Source organism: Bifidobacterium asteroides, from assembly GCF_048001765.1.
Classification (GTDB): Bacteria; Actinomycetota; Actinomycetes; order Actinomycetales; family Bifidobacteriaceae; genus Bombiscardovia; species Bombiscardovia asteroides_K.
The window spans coordinates 1803952-1820109 of record NZ_CP181447.1; the positions used below are offsets into that span (position 1 = coordinate 1803952).

Genomic DNA, 16158 nt, shown 5'->3' on the forward strand with positions numbered 1-16158 from the left:
ACTCACTTCCGCACGGCGTTCAGATATTCGTGATACCCGTCATTGTTGCGCAGGGCAGCGTCGATGTCCTGGTCGCCCTGAGCCTCCAGCCAGGCGTACAGATCATCATAGAGGGCCGGGTTCATCGCCAGGAAAGGCAGCAGCTGCCGATGCTTGGCCATGGCGAACTGCAGGGCGAAGTCCCCGGTGCGTTTGGCATCATCGGAACTCATCCCGTCCACCACGATGGCCTCCTGGCCACGGTCATAGTCACCCTTGGAAACCCGCTCGAAGACGGATCCGGGCTCGAAGGCCGGCTTATAACGCTGGTCATTATCCTGCTCATCCGCTTCTTGGGGACGCCGGGCCTGATCCGATTCCTTCTTGGACAAGCGGGCCAGCTCCACAGCTCCCAGCGGGGTGAACCCCTGGGCCGAGTCCGCTTGGCCCCTCCGACCTTGCCGTGGCTGGCCGTCCTCATAGCCACTGCGGCCGGAAGCTGCACGATCGTCACGATGACCACGACCGTCACGGGTGTCACGGGCATTGCGAGCAACCTGGTCGTAGCGATTCTGTTCAGGAGCGGGTTCAGCGGAACGGGAACGGCGAGCATCTGCGAAAAGGTCGCGATCGACAGGCTGGCTGTCCTCCTCTTGGGTGCCGACCAGCGGCAGTCCCTGCTCGGATTCTTCCTCTTGCCATGGCAGATGTCGAGGGGTTTCACCACGAGCATCCTGGGCCTGAAAGTCACCTTCACGCCGGTCGCTCTGACGGTCTTCGAATGCCCTGTCATCCGGCTGGTCGGCATAGGCCCTGCGACGGTCCGATTCCTGACCATCCGCTGGGTCTGCGTCAGCCGGCTCCCTGTCAGCCTGGCTAGGCTCAGCTGAATCAAAAGCATCGGAATACCGGGCTTGCGAGCCCCGCGAATCTGCGGGCTGCGACGGATTGTCCTGCGCGTCGCGAGCGACTGGGGCAGACCTGGGACGATCTTGTGGAGCGCTGGCGGCCTCTTGGGAAGAATCGGCTGTCTTGGCGGCACCCAGGGCCATATCGTGAAGGGCAGTGACCCGGTTGCGGACTCCGTCGGCCTTGAAGATGCCAGTGGGCTCACCGGCGCGCATGTCCAGAATGTCATCGACGGACATTTCAGCCGCATCAGGCTCCACCACGCCCCGGGGCTGTGTGGAGTATGAGAAGAGATCAGGCACTTGGGTCGAAGGATCGGTCTTATCCTCTTCAGGATTGCTTATGCGCACGAAGTCGACGGGAACATCTCCGAATTGGAAACGAGCTGAGCTGCTGGACAGCGGGAAGTCGGCATCCACAGGCAACCTGACCAGTGATCCGTCGGACTGGATCAGATAGGAGCCATTTGTGGAACCCATGTCGCGCAGGGTGGCCAGACCGTCCTGGTCGACGGCGAAAATGGCATGTCGCTTGGACATGGATTTAGTCTTATCGGGCACCTCCAGGCGACGCCGGCCGTCATCGGCCAGCGGACGCAGAGGCTTGCGGCCGATTTCGACAGTCTCACCAGGCTTGAGCCGGGTCTCTTCCGCCCCATTGAACTTGATTATCCACACCTGCCCCGGTCGCCGATCGTCACTCACGCTTTCGACCTCCCAAATCTGCAGCCGCCTTCACTCGGTACTATCGCCTATTCTGTCATGAAACCCAGAGATAGGATTGATTGCGTGCCGAATTAACTGATAAAGGACACATGAAAGACTGGCAGGCATGTCAGCGCAGTGAACCCTCCCTGCAGGCAGGGCTTTGGCAACAACGCGATCGACTCGAGCGACAAGAAACGGCGTCCGCTCTTGCTCTGGATAAAACCATCAGAGTCAAGCAGCGGACGCCTTCATCGGATCAGTCCTGGTCGACCTCGCCCTCATCGTGGTCGTCTGCTGGATGTGAAGTCATATGGACGACGAATTGGTCGTCCTCGGGCACCGTACTGCGGTTGAGACGCTCGGAGTCTGACATGTGACAGGAGACCGTTCCGAAGGCAGGTACGCTCACCGGTCGCCAGCAAGCGCCCCAGCCATTGACGGTCAGGGCCGCCTGGATGGGCTCTCCGGTCGGATTGTAGAGGATGGCGCTGAGCTCACCGTCGTCGCGAACGAAGGCGACCGACCCCAGGCCGCCGGTCCGGCCGTCACGGGTATGGCTGGTGGAGGCCACCCTGCGAGCGCCGACCGGCACATCCTGTCCGAAATTACGGAGCATGAAGTATTCCAGATTGCGTTTGACCCCGCCGGTTCGAGAATCGACGGTGATGACCCCGCGCCGACCCATGGTTCGCGCCCAGCTGGGCAGACCCCGCTCATCCAAGGCCAGATTCCACAGGTCGATCATGCCCACGCCCTGGCGGACCAGTCCGATACCAATCTCCCCGAACATGACGTGGCTGGCCTCATCCACCTGCTCGTCCAACATGCAACGGCGCTCACTCATGATCGAGCGCCATCCGGGGAACTGTCTGGTGGCGTTCACGACCCACTTGGGCAGACCGGAATATGTATGCATGGCTGTCCCGGCGAAGCTTTGGGCCTCGACAGGAGTCATATAGTCGCTGACCGGTCGGCTGAAGAACCTCAGGCCGTCATCGCCGAAGAAAATCTCCACCTCGGGGAAGCTACGGTCCAGCGCCGGACGCAGGTAGTCCACGCCCCAGCGCACCAACTCTTCGGGGGTCCAGATCGTCATGGGCCAGGGCGGATTGTTGGAGGGCTCGTTCTGCATGGTGACGGCCGCAATGGGAATGCCAAGCTCCTGGTAAGCCTGGATAAACCGCACGAAATAGCGAGCATAGGCGGCATCGACCGTGTCACGTGGACGGTAGCCATTACCGCAGTATTGCCCCAGCCGCAGACGCCCGGCCCCGTCCAGCCGACCGCTGTCCTTCATCCATGCAGGTGCACTCCAGGGAGAGGCCAGGATCCGCACGCCCGGGTTGATGACCATGATCTCCTGAAGGACGGGAACCACATACTTCATGTCCTTGGTGGCCTCGGGCGAGCCCGGCTTCCCTTGCCCAATGGAGAAGTAGGTCATATCCGAATCCGACATCACGCCCTCGGGCAGATCGTCATAGGAGTAGTAGCGCTGGCTGGAGAAGTCGCAGGACCCCATGGAGATCCTCAAGGTGGACAGGCCCGCCTGAGCCGGATCGAAGAGCTCGGTCAGAATCCGATGACGTTGGTCGGCATCCATGGCCGTCATGAACAGGTAGGCACTGGAGTCCGTCAGAGCAGCACCGGCCCCCTCCCAGTACTGGTAGCGTCTGGTCGGATCAATGACGATGGGGACGGCTGCACCGGGCCCATTCGTCGTCTCCGGGGTCGCTATCTGTTCTCGCCGCTGGGACAGATCCCCTGCCGTCGCGGTCCAAATCTCCTTCATGTTCGTATGTCTCCTTCCGCCGGGCCCTTTCCCGGCATCGCCATTCCGGTCCTTAGTCCTGTCCGGGAGCCTTGTCATCCACGGTGTACTCAGGCAGTTGCAGAGCAAAGTCCTCATCCTCGGGTACGGCCGAATCATTGATCCGCTCGCTGGTCGTCGCGTGCATGGTCACGGTCCCCCAGGCCGGCACGGTCACACTCTGCCAGCGGTTCCCCCAGCCGTTGACGGTGACAGCCGCCTTGATCGGCTCGCCCGTGGGGTTGTAGATATGGGCGGCGATGGATCCGTCCGGGCCCAGGAAAGCCACGGAGCCCAAAGAGCCGCTCCAGCCGTCCGGAGTGTAGTTGCTGGAGTCAATCACTACTGAACCGGGTTCCACATCCTGGCCGAAACTGCGGAGCATGAAATACTCCAGGTTTCTGCGAACCTTGCCGCTGCCATGATCGATGGTGACCACCCCGCGTCTACCGTCGGCACCGATCTGGTTGGGCAGCCCACGCTCGTCCAGGGCCATGTTCCACAAGGTAATAAAGGAAGAGCCATGACGGACCAGCCAGTTGCCAATGACACCGGACATGATGTGAGCCGCATCCTCGGGGGTCTGGTCCAGCATGCAGCGACGTTCGGTCATGCCATAGATCCACTGCGGATAGACCCGGTTGGCATAGTCCAGATTCGGGTAGTCGTTGTCATAGGTGTGCAAAGTCAGACCATCAATGGATCTGGCCTGCTCAGCGGTGACATCCTTGTCGACCGGTCCGGTCAGGCAATGTGCCGAGTCGTCGTTGATGAAGATGCGCACCTGGGGGTGCCGACGGTCCAACGCAGGACGCAGGAATCGGTAGGCGAAGTCGGCCTGCTGGGCCAGAGTCCAGGTCATGGCCGGCCAAGGGGCGGCGTTGGAGGGTTCGTTCTGCACAGTGACCGCCCAGATGGGGATGCCTATGGCTTCCATTTCGTCGATGTAGCGGGCGAAGTACCGGGCATAGGCCCCTTCGATAGAGTCCTCCAACGGATCATAACCGTTGCCTGTCCATTCGCCGAAACGCAGATGGCCGCCCATGCACAGGTGGCCAGTGTTCTTCATCCAGGCCGGTGCGGTCCAAGGGGAAGCAATAATCTTCACAGCAGGGTTGATGGACAGAATCTCCTGAACGACGGGGATGATGTACTTGTAGTCCTTGGTGGCGTCCGGAGCGCCCGGCTCGCCCTCGCCCAGGGAGAACCTATTCAAATCCTTGTCATGCTCGCCGTAGGGAATGTCGTCGTAAGTGTAGTAGGGCTGTGAGGACGGCTCGCAGGAGCCCAGCGGTATGCGGATGACTGAAAAGCCGCCCTTGTCCGGGTTGAACATGTCATCCAGAAGAGCATGCCTTTGCTGCGCGGATTGGCTGCCCCAAATCAGCGAGGCCGCGGCATCGGTGATGGCGGCTCCGGCCCCGAGCCAGGGCTGACGTCTCTGGCAGGGGTCAATGACGATAGGCTTGGCATCCTTGGGCTTCTCCCCCATTGCAGGGGCTTGCAGGGGCCGGCGGCGATCGGTCAGGTCTCCGGAGGTCACGGTCCAGAACTGGTTGGTGAAGGTGATGGTCATGATTGCTCTCTCGTTGTCATATCTGTGCATCGGCGCCACGGTCGATAGGACAGGGCCTTAGCTTAGCAGCGATTACAATCATGAACAAACCGTTTCGATCAACTTCGATCATCACGACTGAACGCTCATCCTACGTTCCGAAATGACCTATGCAAATCGGCTCGGGCAAGCATAATCACCCCTGCGTGCACGGTAGGACAGGGTATAGGAAAAGCCCCGCACCACATCAATTGCAGTGCGGGGCTTTTCAGCATGCAAAGGCTCAGAAGAGCCGATGACTACTTGAGCTCGACGGTGGCGCCGGCCTCTTCCAGCTGGGCCTTGGCCTTGTCGGCGTCTTCCTTCTTGGCGCCTTCCAGGACGGTCTTGGGGGCACCGTCAACCAGAGCCTTGGCATCGGCCAGGCCCAGGTTGGTGATGGCCTTGACGGCCTTGATGACCTGGATCTTCTTGTCGCCGATGGCGGAGAGGACGACGTCGAACTCGGTCTTCTCCTCCTCAGCGGGAGCAGCAGCACCGGGGGCGGCAGCGGCCACGGCCACAGGGGCGGAGGCCTCGACATCGAACTCGTCCTCGAACTTCTTGACGAAGTCGGACAGCTCGACCAGAGTCATTTCCTTGAACGCGTCGATGAGCTCGTCAGCGGAGAGCTTGGCCATAATGGCTTCCTTTCATTTGTGGCGACCGGCATTGACTGGTAGGCCGATCACCGAACATCTTTTTTGTGTTTGCCGTATGAATCCGGGCCGATGGCCGTGGACTCAGGCGGCCTTTTCCTGCTTCTCGCGCAGGGCGTCGAACGTGCGCACAGCCTTGGTAGGCACAGCGACGAACAGGTTGGCGGCCTTGGACATGGTGCCCTTGAGCGCGCCGGCCATCCGGGAGAGCAGAACATCGCGGGATTCCAGATCCGCGATCTTCTCCATGGCATCCGCGTCAGCAACAGCTCCATCGATGAAGCCGCCCTTGACGATCAGTGCCGGGTTGTCCTTGGCGAAATCACGCAGCGTCTTGGCGGCATTGACGTAATCACCCTTGACAAAGGTGATGGCGCAGGGGCCGGCAAGCATCTCATCGAGACCCTCGATTCCAGCCTCTTTGGCCGCAATCCGGGCTAGCGTGTTCTTCGCCACGTTGTAGGAAGTATCGCGGCCTAGCTTGTTTCGCAGATCGGCGACCTGCGGAACACTGAGCCCGCGGTACTCGGTGAGGATGATGGCATCGGCGTCACGGAACTTGTCCGTCAGCCTGGCGACAGCCTCTTCCTTTTCGGGCCTTTTCATGGCGTTCCTTCCTAGACAGACCTCTGGAGGGAGCCGGACGACTGAGCATGGCAGGCAAAAAGAAAGCCCTGCCGACAGGCAGAGCGGAAAACAGGTCGCAAGGACCAATTTGAAACTCAACCTGTGCTGGCTCGATCATCCGAACTTAGGAGACCCAAGGGTCCCGACCAACGGTCTTTGGTATGCAACGGCTAATAGTACACAGATCAACAAGGACCGTCAAGTTCTATAGACGCGGCACCATCAGATGGTGATGGCCGCAGGGCAGCGCATCCGTAACCAGGGATCCTGCTCTGCAACGAATGCCGGCCAACCGGCTCTCTGCATCCAAGGCCTTCAGCATGATCGGCGACCCGTCCAGGAAGACCTCGACCTGAACCCCTGGTCTGACGCCGAGCACAGGAGGGAGGACCAAGTAACCCCGGCAGCCCTGGGGCACGGTCAATTCCAGATCGATGCCCGGCAGGAGGACAAACCCTGGCCTGTTATCCACTCTTCCCGTGATTGTATAGGAGATATGGATGTCCCCCGTGGGCACGGGCATGGTCAGCTCGGCCCGGGCCAGGCCTCCGGGCTGTGGGGCTGCAAGGAACTCACGGTACCCGGGCTTCAAAGGCCGCAGTCCCATCAGCCCGCTGGAAATCAGCCAGACAGGCGAGGCTCCCCAGGGGTGCGAATAGGTGGTGTTGGATTTGATCGATGGGTCCCAGGCCTCCATGGTGCCTCCAGCACCCTGGTCCAACATGTGCTTCCAGCTGCGCATACCCTCCCCTGCTGAGAGCAGAGCCAGAGCATCAGCCCCTAGGCCTGATCGATAAAGTCCATCCAAAAGCACGGCGGCCCCGTAGGCACTGCAGGCCATTCCCCTACGACGTAGATAGGCACCGACCTCCTCCAGACGAGCGGGATCAGAGGGAGGCGCAAAAGCCAGCACAAAGGCCGAAGCATGCATGGCGCAGTGATTGATGGCCGGACCGTCGGGACCGTCGAGCAGACCATCCCGGTAGGCACCGACCGCTGGATCGTAGAGCCGCTCGTCCAAGGCCTCTTGCATTTTCCGGGACACCTCTGCCAGACGGGCAGCTCTGCTACGACGTCCCAATGCCCGTGACAGACGAGCCATGGCTTTATAGGCGGCACTGGCCAGTGCGTTGATGACCGTGTTGACACGACCGAAGACATATCCATCACGTTCAACGGGCGGCCAGTCGACCAGGTCTCCATCCATCTGGCTGGAGGCGCCGGGGTCCTTGACGATCAACCCGCTGTCCTGGTCCAGATACCTGTCTGGCAGCAGTCCCATCAGCCGGTCGTACTGGTCCGCCGCCTGGGTCAGATCTCCGGTGTGCATCCAGGCATCGTGAACAGCCAAAATGCTGTAGAGGGGCCACTCGGTGGGCCAGGTTCTATTGGCGATCAGATAGTCCACGCTGTAACGACCCAGGGCGGGCGCATCATCCAGCACCATATGAGCCCGCTGCTGGATCCAGGCATCAGCCTCATAGGGAGCCCGCTCCCTGGTCCAGGAATCGACGTAGATGTCGGCGTTGAGTCCCCTGATGGTGTTTCGCCCCAGCTGCCAGACCTCATCCAACAGAGGCCTGTCGCAATGAAACCTGGCATGGTCGTCATATACGGGAGCCTCAAGGCACTCTGCCCACAGGCCCCCGTCAGACAGGCTCGCCAGCAGCCCTTCAGGGTCGGATTCCGCCGACCATATCAGCTCCAGATATCGGAAGACCCGGATCCCCCAAGTCTGTGCCCGGTTGCGGCCAGGCTGCAGCCGCCAGCGATCCTGATAGACGTTGGAGGTGGCCAGACGGTAGCGAACGCCGCCTTGGCCGTCCAGGACCTCCCCGTAACGGACAATCAAGTCCAAATGTTGCGACAGATCCACCCGCAGACCGATGCCGCCCAACCGTACGGAACCGAAATCCAGCAGAAGATGGCCGGGCACTGTCTTCAGAACCCGATGAACATCCACCCGGGTCAGTCTGGTGCCGTCTGCAGGAGCTGCCAGGCACTTGGAGAATGAGGACCGAATCCGGACCTTGGGCCAATCCGAGTCGTCAAAGCCCGGTTTGGAAAAACCCCAGGGGTATCGGGACAGATCAATGTCCTCAGCCGGAGCCTGATAGTAGGTTGTACCGATAGAGGCGCTGTCAGGAAATGCCTTGGCCCCGCTAATAGCCTTCCATTCGGCATCCGTGCCATACTCCACCCTGCCATCAGGCCGACCAACATCCAACTGGGCCTGGAAACGGCGGCCCTCCATGGCATAGGCCACCACGCCCAGAACGTTCTGAGCCCCCGGACGCAAGAGGTCGGTGACCTCGTAACCCCTGTAGCGATCCTCTCCATCCAGGGGGAATACTGGACCACAGCCCAGAAACCGCCCGTTGAGCCATAGTCGATAGACAAATTGACGCGCGGGTACAGTGCTGTCGGCGGTCGCATACAGGCTAGCCCAGAGGATCGGCCCCGGGGGCAGCCGGACCACACCACGCATCAGCGCCCAACCTTTGGCATTACCCTGAGAACCTGAGGGGTTCTTTTCGTCCTCTGCGGACCAAATGGCTTGAGCATGCCAGACCAGGCCAGGCCCCGTTCCAAAGGTGATGGGTTCAGACCCTATCAACCGACGGCCCTGTGCATCCAGCAGAAGAACGGTCAGCCAATACCGTTGCGAAGGACCCATATCCGGTCCAGGGAGCCGACTGCCATTGAGCTCGTCCGCAGGTTGGATGCCGGTGTCTACAAGTATCCTCCCCTTAGGCTGTTCGAAGACTTGCACCCTGGCCAAACGGACCCTATCCGCCCAGGACGGCAAAGGGTCCAACCTCCACCTGACCGTGGGCCTGAGTCCCGGTTCGATATCCACGGGACAATCCCGATCCTCGATCAACACCTGCAAAGGCTCACAGCCCATTCCAGTAAATCCTCCTTGAGCCTGCTCTCAAATGCAACTTTCTTCATGAACCGCTATTGCCGGTAGTCCTGCAACGCAGTGAAGGAGGAACCCTTGGGTCCAGCAGCCGGCAGTCCATACATGACCTGGACGCCTGGGTCCTCGCTCTCACGGGCCATCTGCCGGAAGAAGGGGTCAGCCTGCCACCGCACGGCTGCCCAAACCAGATACCAGATCAGGCCAGTGGCCAGAAGAGCCACCAGGATGGGCGAGCGCATCAGCCCCCAGACATACCCAGCCAGGATCGCCAGCGACAGAACCAGCATGTACCAGCGGCGAACCGACAGGAGGAGACCATTGATCAAGACCTTGCGGATGCGCGCCAGAGGATATTCCACCAGTAGCACCAGAGAGACCAAGGCGGTCTGCACCAGGAGCAGCAGGCATACCAGGATTGGGAAGAACATGATCTGGCCCCATGAGAGCTGTGACATGATCTGCAGATCATAAATCAGCGCGAAAGCAATGAGCCCCAGAGGTAACCAGGTCGCCCATGACCTCAGGGCCAGCACCTTGTAGGCCCGCCAATATGCACGGAAGAACCCATAGACCGCCCCCGAATCCACATAGGGTTTCGCTATCCAATCCGGCAGAGATTGCCCACGCTCTGTCATGGAATCCATGGCCTGCCGCCTGGCCCGGGCAGAGGCCGAGGACAGGCCTGGATGATCGCGGTAGATAGCAAAGAGGGCGGCCAGACCAGGCGCGGACAGCACGGCTGCCAGCAGATAGGTCGGGAAGTACTGCGGATCTCTCAGAAAGACCACTACAGCAGCCAAGGGCAGCATCCCCAGCAGGGAGCAGCACCCAGCACCGAGCACCACAGCAATTGAGTTGGTGATCCCCAAGAGGGCACGCATGGCGTAGCCCTTGGCGGGACGCCCCTGGTCGCCATCGCTTCCAGCCAAGACTCAGCCTTTCATTCCGGATGTCGCAATGCCGGCGATGAACTGTTTCTGCCCGATCAGGAAGACAATCAGAATGGGCAGGACCGAAAGGACCGAGCCGGTCATGATCATGGCAAAATCAGCATTGTACTGGGAAATGAAGAGCTTGAGGCCCAGCTGGATCGTGTAGAGCTTCTGGGAACGCAAGTAGATCAGCGGACCCATGTAGTCGTTCCACGTATTAGTGAAAGTGATGATTGCCAAGGCTGCCAGTGACGGTCCCGACAGGGGAAGCATGATGCGCCAGTAGATGCCGAACTCACTGAGCCCATCCAATCGGCCCGCCTCAGACAAATCCTCAGGTATGGTGTCGTAGAACTGTTTCATCATGAAAACACCGAAGGCTCCAAAGGCTTGCAGAAGGATGATGGACCATCGCGTATCGGAGAGACCGACGGCGGAGACCAGCTTGAACTGCGGAATCATGTAGGCCTGCCAGGGCACGGCCATGGTGGCAATATAAATCAGGAAGAGGGTGGTACGCCCTCTGAAGGGGATCTTCGAGAAGCCATAGGCGGCGAAGGATCCGGTAAAGACCTGTAGGAGGGTCACAATCACAGCAAAGAAGATGGTGTTGAGCAACCAAGTCGTCATATCGGACTTGGTCCAGATGGCTATGTAGTTCTCCCAGTGCCAGACCGATGGGAACCACTTGATGGGGATGGCGTAGACCTCATTGTTGGGTTTCAGAGAGGACAGGAACATCCAGAAGAAAGGCAGGAGCACGAAGGCGGAGACAGCAATCATGGCCAGATACCCGATGATTGTTCCGACGATCTTGGTCGGGGGGACCTGCTTCTTGTTCCAGGGTATCTCCTCACCAGTAGGCGAGGGAACGGTTGCAGAGACTGTGTTGGTGGACATAATCTCAGTCCTCCTTCAGGTTGTTGTACCAGAACTGGACCAGCGTGACCACCATGCAGATGGCCAGAAGAACCAGGGAGACGGTCGAAGCATAGCCGAAGTCACCACGTTCGAAGGCTACACGGTAGATATACTGCGCCAGCACCAGAGTGCTGGTGCCAGGGCCGCCATCGGTCATAACCAGTGTCAGATCAAGGATCTTGAAGGATCCGATGGTCAGGGTGACCATGACGAAGAAGAGTGTGGGGCGCATCATGGGAACGGTCACATGCCAGAAGCGCTGCCATCCGTTTGTGCCATCAAGCTCAGCGGCTTCATAGAGCTCTGAGGGGATGGTCTGCAGACCTGCCAGGAGCAGGATCATATAGTAGCCAACCTCACGCCAGGTGCCCACGACGATGACGGCAGGCATGGCCCAGGCCGTCGAGCCCAGCCACCCCGGGGGATTGCTGATGAAAAGCCGAAGGAAGGAGTTTATGGGGCCGGACTTGGGGTCGAAGAGCATTCCCCAAACCTGGGCCGCAGCCACTATAGAGGTGATGTAGGGGAAGAAGGCCACTGTTCTGAAGAAGGCGCGCCCGCGCAGCTTGGAGTTGAGCAGGACGGCCAGGGCGAAGGCCAGGACCAAAGTCAGGGGGATGTGGACTATCGAGTAGTAAATAGTGTTCCACACCGAGGTCATGAAGATCTTGTCGTGGGATAGCCTGACCCAGTTCTTCACACCGTTCAAGACTGGGTTGCCGAAAGCCGACCACTTGGTAAAGGCTATATAAAAGAGCGTCAGGGTGGGCAGGAGAGTCAGGCAGATAAAACCTATGAAATTCGGCGATATGAATATCAAGCCATTGCGCAGGTTCCTTCGTGAAATAGCCTTGGCGTTGAACTTGCCCTGCTTAATTTTGGGGGCTCGTCGCCCGCCGCCGGGCCCATGAGACCCCGTTTGGTGATCAGCGACCGCCTGTCGATCGTCGACCACGCCGATTTCTTCTGACATCTGTGCCTCTCCTTACTACCATCACGCGTCGTGGGTTTGAGCAGTCCCCAGCCGCTCTTACTCCAATTGGCTCAGTGGGAGGCTTCAGAACACGTATATGCATCCTGAAGCCTCCCTGCGTCACCGGAGACTATTCGTCCAGCACGCCCTGATCCTTGACGTTCTGAGTTGCCTCCTTGAGCCCATCGGATGGAGATTTGGCACCGGTCATGATCGAGGAGTGGGTGTCCTTGAGGATGGAGTTGATGGTATCCGTGGCCGTGGCCACGGGGGCTTCCATCTTCATGTCGTGCTTGCTCCATGCATCCTTGGAGGCCTGGTCGGAGGCCATACCCTCAGGAGAGAAGAAGGTCTCGGTCACCTTGTCGTCAATGTAGGCGGGGGTGGTGGAGAGCTTGGCCAGCTCAAGAGCACCACCTTGACCTGTGGCCCACTTGACGAACTCCTTGGCAGCAGCCAGTTTCTGACCGGAAGACTTGGAAGAGATTGCCAGGCTGGTAGGGCTCCCGAAGGTAATCGGGGTCTTGGGCAGCTTCTTGTCGGGATTCTGGGGAGCCGGAGCCATGCCCCAGCTGAACTTCTGGGCTTCGCCTGACTGTTGCTGACTGACAAGGGTGGCGGCGTACCAGGTGCCCATGGGCATCATAGCTGCCTTCTGAGTGCCAAACTGCGCTTGATACTGAACCTTGTTGGTAAATGAGGTGTTCCAGTCGATCGTATACTTGTCTTTCTGCCACTCCAAGGCCCTCTTATAGAAAGGCTCCATGTAGGAGAAGTCGGCCTTGAGGAAGGTGCTGTCTGCAGACTTGCCGCACTGTGCCAGAGCGAAGGACTGCACGACTGACTGCCAGTTGTGCATGTACATGGGGTAGACGCTGTTGGCATCGTAACCTGCTGCCGGCAGCTTCTCCTTGAGTTCCTTAGCAGCCTTGGTGTAATCATCCCAGGTCCACTTGGCGTTCGGCTCTTCGACCCCGGCCTTCTTGAACATATCCTTGTTATAGAAGAGCACCCAGGTATCACTGCGGTAGGGCAGGGCGAAGTACTTGCCGTCGTGGTTATAGCCGTTCAGATCAATATGCTTGTTGCCCTGGTAGCCCTTGGCGATATCGGATATATCCGCCAGTCCCTGCGAGTCTGCATAGGTGACATACTTGAGCATGTTCTTGATGGGGAAGACATCGGGTTGGGCGCCTGAGGAGATGTCCGCCGTCAGCTGCTTGTCATAGTCATCAGCTGAGTACTGCTTGACGTTGACGGTCACGTTGGGGTGGGCTTTATGGAAGCCGTCAGCCAGAGTCTTGAACTCAGGGGTCATATCCAAAGACCATCCTGCGAAGGTGATGGTTGTATTGGCCTTGCTGTCGAATCCGTCGCTGCCTGAGGAGGCCTGCTTGCTTGAGCCGCCACCGCCGCAGCCAGCCAGCAGCATGATGCCCGCAGTGGTCACCGCCAGAGCCTTGGTTATAGTTTTCACGTTCATGGTCATCCCTTTCCTTCGGCGACAATGCCGGGGAAGAGGCCGGATATGGCCGACCCCTCTCTCGCTCCGGATTCATCACAGTCCTTAGGTAAACCCTTGTTGGATCACCTACCCATGATGATTCCGAACGAACAAATCCAGACTAATTGGTCGGAAAATGACCTGAAGAGTTTGTTGCAGTCTGTTTCCATCACTCTTAGGCCATAACTCTGGTATACACTATGAAAGCTAGGAGAGCTGAAAATGCAGGGATGTTGGCCGTCGTGACTACCCTCATCAGCATCGCAGTAAAGCATCGAGGCCGGAGCATGAATCAAAGAGAATCAGGGGCAAGGAATAAAAGACAGGACCACGCTGATGGGTCCTTTCCAAAGCCCCCGGCAGCAGGATGGCTCCCGGCTCAGAGACGAGAACTGATCCTCAACGCACTTCTTAGAGAGAGCGTAGTCAGAGTACCCTACCTGGCGCGGATGATGGGCACCACTGAAATAACCGTCCGAAGGGATTTGAATAATCTGGCCAGTGCTGGTCTCGTCAGACGAGTGCGCGGGGGTGCCCTGGCGGTCAAATCTCTGGATTCCCAAGGCCAATCTTTTGAATCGCTCACAATCTCATCCTCCAACAATTCTGACCCAACCTTGACTGGAATACCAGAGTCATCAGTCAGAACGAAAGTCGCCTCGAAAAGGAAAGCCAGAAGAAAGGGCAATCCATATCAAGCTAGCAGCAGTGGAAACACCGACGGCAAAACCAGTGATGGCATGTCAAGCATCACCATGGATAAAGCCTCCAGCCAGGATAGAGGAGCTGTTGTTCGTAGAAGCCGAATCGGGGTGGCTCTGCCCGAGCCTAGTTTCATCTGGCCCTCAGTGAACGATGCCATCAGACGTATGGCGGCTGAACAATTCGGACTGGAGATCGTGGCCAAGGAAACTTCCTATGAGACCTTTCCTGAGGTAGATATTCTGGAAGATCTGGCCACTGATCCACAGATGCTTGGACTGATCGTGGCCCCAAGCATCGAACCGGATGTCGCGCCGGAAACCTGGCAATGGCTGACCGAGTGCCAACTGCCTGTAACCATTCTGGAACGCCATCCGCCACAGTGGCTGCCCGGATTCTTCGACTCAGTTCATACCGATCACCCAGCCGGAGTCCGCCGAGGACTGCAACATTTCCGCCAGCACGGCCACCACCGGGTGGGACTGGCTCTGGGTAGGACCCCCACCGCAGGCGATATCGAGCTGGGCTGGCAGCTGATGATGCGAGAAGGAGACGGGCTTGAACAGACCTTCCTGCTCAAGGACAAGCAACCATATGCAGCTGAGGATGTCGAGCAGATTGTCCAGACGATTCTCGACACACACACAACGGCTGTCCTGGTCCATCCAGACTACCTGTCCATCGCTCTGGTCCAGGCCCTGGAAAGACGGGGGTGCCGCATTCCCAACGATCTATCCATGATTACCATCGATGGCTACACCAAGCGCCTGACCGTCCTGCGATCCTCGGCCCAGGATCTGGCGACCGCTGCCCTACGCCTCCAAGTGCGGCGGATACAAGACCCGGACCAGCGCATCGAGCACCTCTACATAGAGCCGGAGCTTATTGACAGAGGATCGGTTGCCGACATGGCTGACAAGTAGGCAGCGCCTACTCAGGGCCTGTATGGCGCAACCGACCTCCGGCTGGTCCATGAATCGGTCAAGACCAGAATGGTCGCAATAACCATGTAGTTGATGAATAACGAGCCAATGAATGTATAAAAGAAGGCAGTCAACCCAAGGTCAACAGCCTTCAACAGGCAAAAGGCGCTCAAGCATGGGATTCTTGCCGGTCAGCAATTAAAGCTCGCGCACGATGTCCAGTACCAGCCTGGCGGCCGTGTCGGCATATTCGGAGATGTCGAACTCCCGGAAGACCTCGTAGTCGGTATCGGCGTTGTCACTGAGAGCACGGATAACAAGAGCAGGCACCTTGTTGCGGGCAGCCACGTGGCAGACGGCCGCTCCTTCCATCTCGACCGCATCGGCCCCGGTCTGCTCCTTGACCTGGGCAATCTTCTCCGGGTTGTCCACAAAGTAGTTGCCTGTGGCAATGGTGCCGACGATGTGCTTGATTCCCATGGCATCCAGAGTGCGGCTTGCCAGATCCAACAGGTGGGGGTCCGAGTGGAACTCCTCGGTACCGGGAGCCGACTGGGCCACCAATCGCATGTCCGTGTCCAGATAGCGCAGGGTGCCTCCAAGAACCACGTCGTTGATGTGCAAGTCCTTGTTCAGGTTGCCGGCGATGCCGGAGAAGATCACGGCCCTGGGATGGAAGGCATCAATCAGATACTGCGTGGTGGCGGCGATGTTGACAGTACCCATGCCGCCCACTGTGGCAGCCAGTCGAACCGGGCCCTGCGACCCATCAAGGGTGCCACATATGACTTTCAGTCCAGCATCACTGGCGTGCGGATCCTGATCCGCCTGCTTCAGACCTTGGCCAATCAGGGCCACTTCCTCGTCCATGGCTCCTATGACGACAACCGGTCGTCGATCTTCACCCTTCAGGGAACCGTCCGTTTCGCTCATGCCTGACTCCTTATCCATGATTTCACCTGCGACTGCGGCCCGACCAGCCTACTGCAAGC

General features: G+C 59.0%; 12 protein-coding genes and 1 pseudogene. 2 read left to right on the forward strand and 11 right to left on the reverse strand.

Features of this window, described 5'->3' with window-relative positions:
• Positions 1-2 precede the first annotated feature (2 nt).
• The 10 genes from ACNAOV_RS07480 to ACNAOV_RS07525 form a co-directional block, all read right to left on the reverse strand.
• Positions 3-1592 (reverse strand): FHA domain-containing protein, encoded by a 1590-nt coding sequence (locus tag ACNAOV_RS07480; RefSeq protein WP_416517202.1) that lies wholly within the window; start codon positions 1590-1592, stop codon positions 3-5.
• 259 nt (positions 1593-1851) lie between these two features.
• Positions 1852-3387, reverse strand: a complete 1536-nt coding sequence (locus tag ACNAOV_RS07485; RefSeq protein WP_416517203.1) for a glycoside hydrolase family 30 protein — start codon at positions 3385-3387, stop codon at positions 1852-1854.
• Between the two features lie 52 nt (positions 3388-3439).
• The gene (locus ACNAOV_RS07490) at positions 3440-4981 is read right to left on the reverse strand and encodes a glycoside hydrolase family 30 protein (RefSeq protein WP_416517204.1); all 1542 of its coding nucleotides are present in this window, start codon (positions 4979-4981) and stop codon (positions 3440-3442) included.
• A 278-nt stretch (positions 4982-5259) separates the two neighbouring features.
• Entirely contained in the window at positions 5260-5640 is a 381-nt protein-coding gene (gene rplL, locus ACNAOV_RS07495) for a 50S ribosomal protein L7/L12 (protein WP_015022403.1), read from the reverse strand.
• A 102-nt stretch (positions 5641-5742) separates the two neighbouring features.
• Positions 5743-6264 (reverse strand): 50S ribosomal protein L10, encoded by a 522-nt coding sequence (gene rplJ / locus ACNAOV_RS07500; protein ID WP_015022404.1) that lies wholly within the window; start codon positions 6262-6264, stop codon positions 5743-5745.
• 226 nt (positions 6265-6490) lie between these two features.
• Positions 6491-9058, reverse strand: a complete 2568-nt coding sequence (locus tag ACNAOV_RS07505) for an alpha-L-rhamnosidase C-terminal domain-containing protein (RefSeq protein WP_416518180.1) — start codon at positions 9056-9058, stop codon at positions 6491-6493.
• A gap of 188 nt (positions 9059-9246) precedes the next feature.
• Positions 9247-10140: a hypothetical protein gene (locus tag ACNAOV_RS07510; RefSeq protein ID WP_416517205.1), complete on the reverse strand. Its 894-nt coding sequence runs from the start codon at positions 10138-10140 to the stop codon at positions 9247-9249.
• A gap of 3 nt (positions 10141-10143) precedes the next feature.
• Entirely contained in the window at positions 10144-11043 is a 900-nt protein-coding gene (locus ACNAOV_RS07515; RefSeq protein WP_416517206.1) for a carbohydrate ABC transporter permease, read from the reverse strand.
• 4 nt (positions 11044-11047) lie between these two features.
• Positions 11048-12037, reverse strand: coding sequence for a carbohydrate ABC transporter permease (locus ACNAOV_RS07520; RefSeq protein ID WP_416517207.1), 990 nt, complete (start codon positions 12035-12037; stop codon positions 11048-11050).
• Positions 12038-12167: 130 nt separating this feature from the next.
• Positions 12168-13520, reverse strand: a complete 1353-nt coding sequence (locus ACNAOV_RS07525) for an ABC transporter substrate-binding protein (RefSeq protein WP_416517208.1) — start codon at positions 13518-13520, stop codon at positions 12168-12170.
• Positions 13521-13828: 308 nt separating this feature from the next.
• Here ACNAOV_RS07525 and ACNAOV_RS07530 point away from each other — a divergent pair.
• Together ACNAOV_RS07530 and ACNAOV_RS07535 are read left to right on the forward strand one after the other, a co-directional pair.
• Positions 13829-14080: pseudogene (locus ACNAOV_RS07530) on the forward strand (DeoR family transcriptional regulator); the annotation flags it as partial.
• Between the two features lie 201 nt (positions 14081-14281).
• Positions 14282-15166: a substrate-binding domain-containing protein gene (locus tag ACNAOV_RS07535; RefSeq protein WP_416518181.1), complete on the forward strand. Its 885-nt coding sequence runs from the start codon at positions 14282-14284 to the stop codon at positions 15164-15166.
• Between the two features lie 198 nt (positions 15167-15364).
• Here the strand turns inward: ACNAOV_RS07535 and mtnN are convergent, their stop codons facing one another.
• Positions 15365-16099 carry a 5'-methylthioadenosine/S-adenosylhomocysteine nucleosidase gene (gene mtnN, locus ACNAOV_RS07540; RefSeq protein ID WP_416517209.1) on the reverse strand — a complete coding sequence of 245 codons (735 nt, stop codon included), beginning with the start codon at positions 16097-16099 and terminating at the stop codon, positions 15365-15367.
• Between the last annotated feature and the right edge of the window lie 59 nt (positions 16100-16158).

Coding starts and splice junctions, on each gene's coding strand:
- ACNAOV_RS07485 (WP_416517203.1), bottom strand. CDS start 3,387: ATGAAGGAGATTTGGACCGCGACGGCAGGGGATCTGTCCCAGCGGCGA.
- ACNAOV_RS07490 (WP_416517204.1), bottom strand. CDS start 4,981: ATGACCATCACCTTCACCAACCAGTTCTGGACCGTGACCTCCGGAGAC.
- rplL (WP_015022403.1), bottom strand. CDS start 5,640: ATGGCCAAGCTCTCCGCTGACGAGCTCATCGACGCGTTCAAGGAAATG.
- rplJ (WP_015022404.1), bottom strand. CDS start 6,264: ATGAAAAGGCCCGAAAAGGAAGAGGCTGTCGCCAGGCTGACGGACAAG.
- ACNAOV_RS07515 (WP_416517206.1), bottom strand. CDS start 11,043: ATGTCCACCAACACAGTCTCTGCAACCGTTCCCTCGCCTACTGGTGAG.
- ACNAOV_RS07520 (WP_416517207.1), bottom strand. CDS start 12,037: ATGTCAGAAGAAATCGGCGTGGTCGACGATCGACAGGCGGTCGCTGAT.
- ACNAOV_RS07525 (WP_416517208.1), bottom strand. CDS start 13,520: ATGAACGTGAAAACTATAACCAAGGCTCTGGCGGTGACCACTGCGGGC.
- ACNAOV_RS07535 (WP_416518181.1), top strand. CDS start 14,282: ATGTCAAGCATCACCATGGATAAAGCCTCCAGCCAGGATAGAGGAGCT.
- mtnN (WP_416517209.1), bottom strand. CDS start 16,099: ATGAGCGAAACGGACGGTTCCCTGAAGGGTGAAGATCGACGACCGGTT.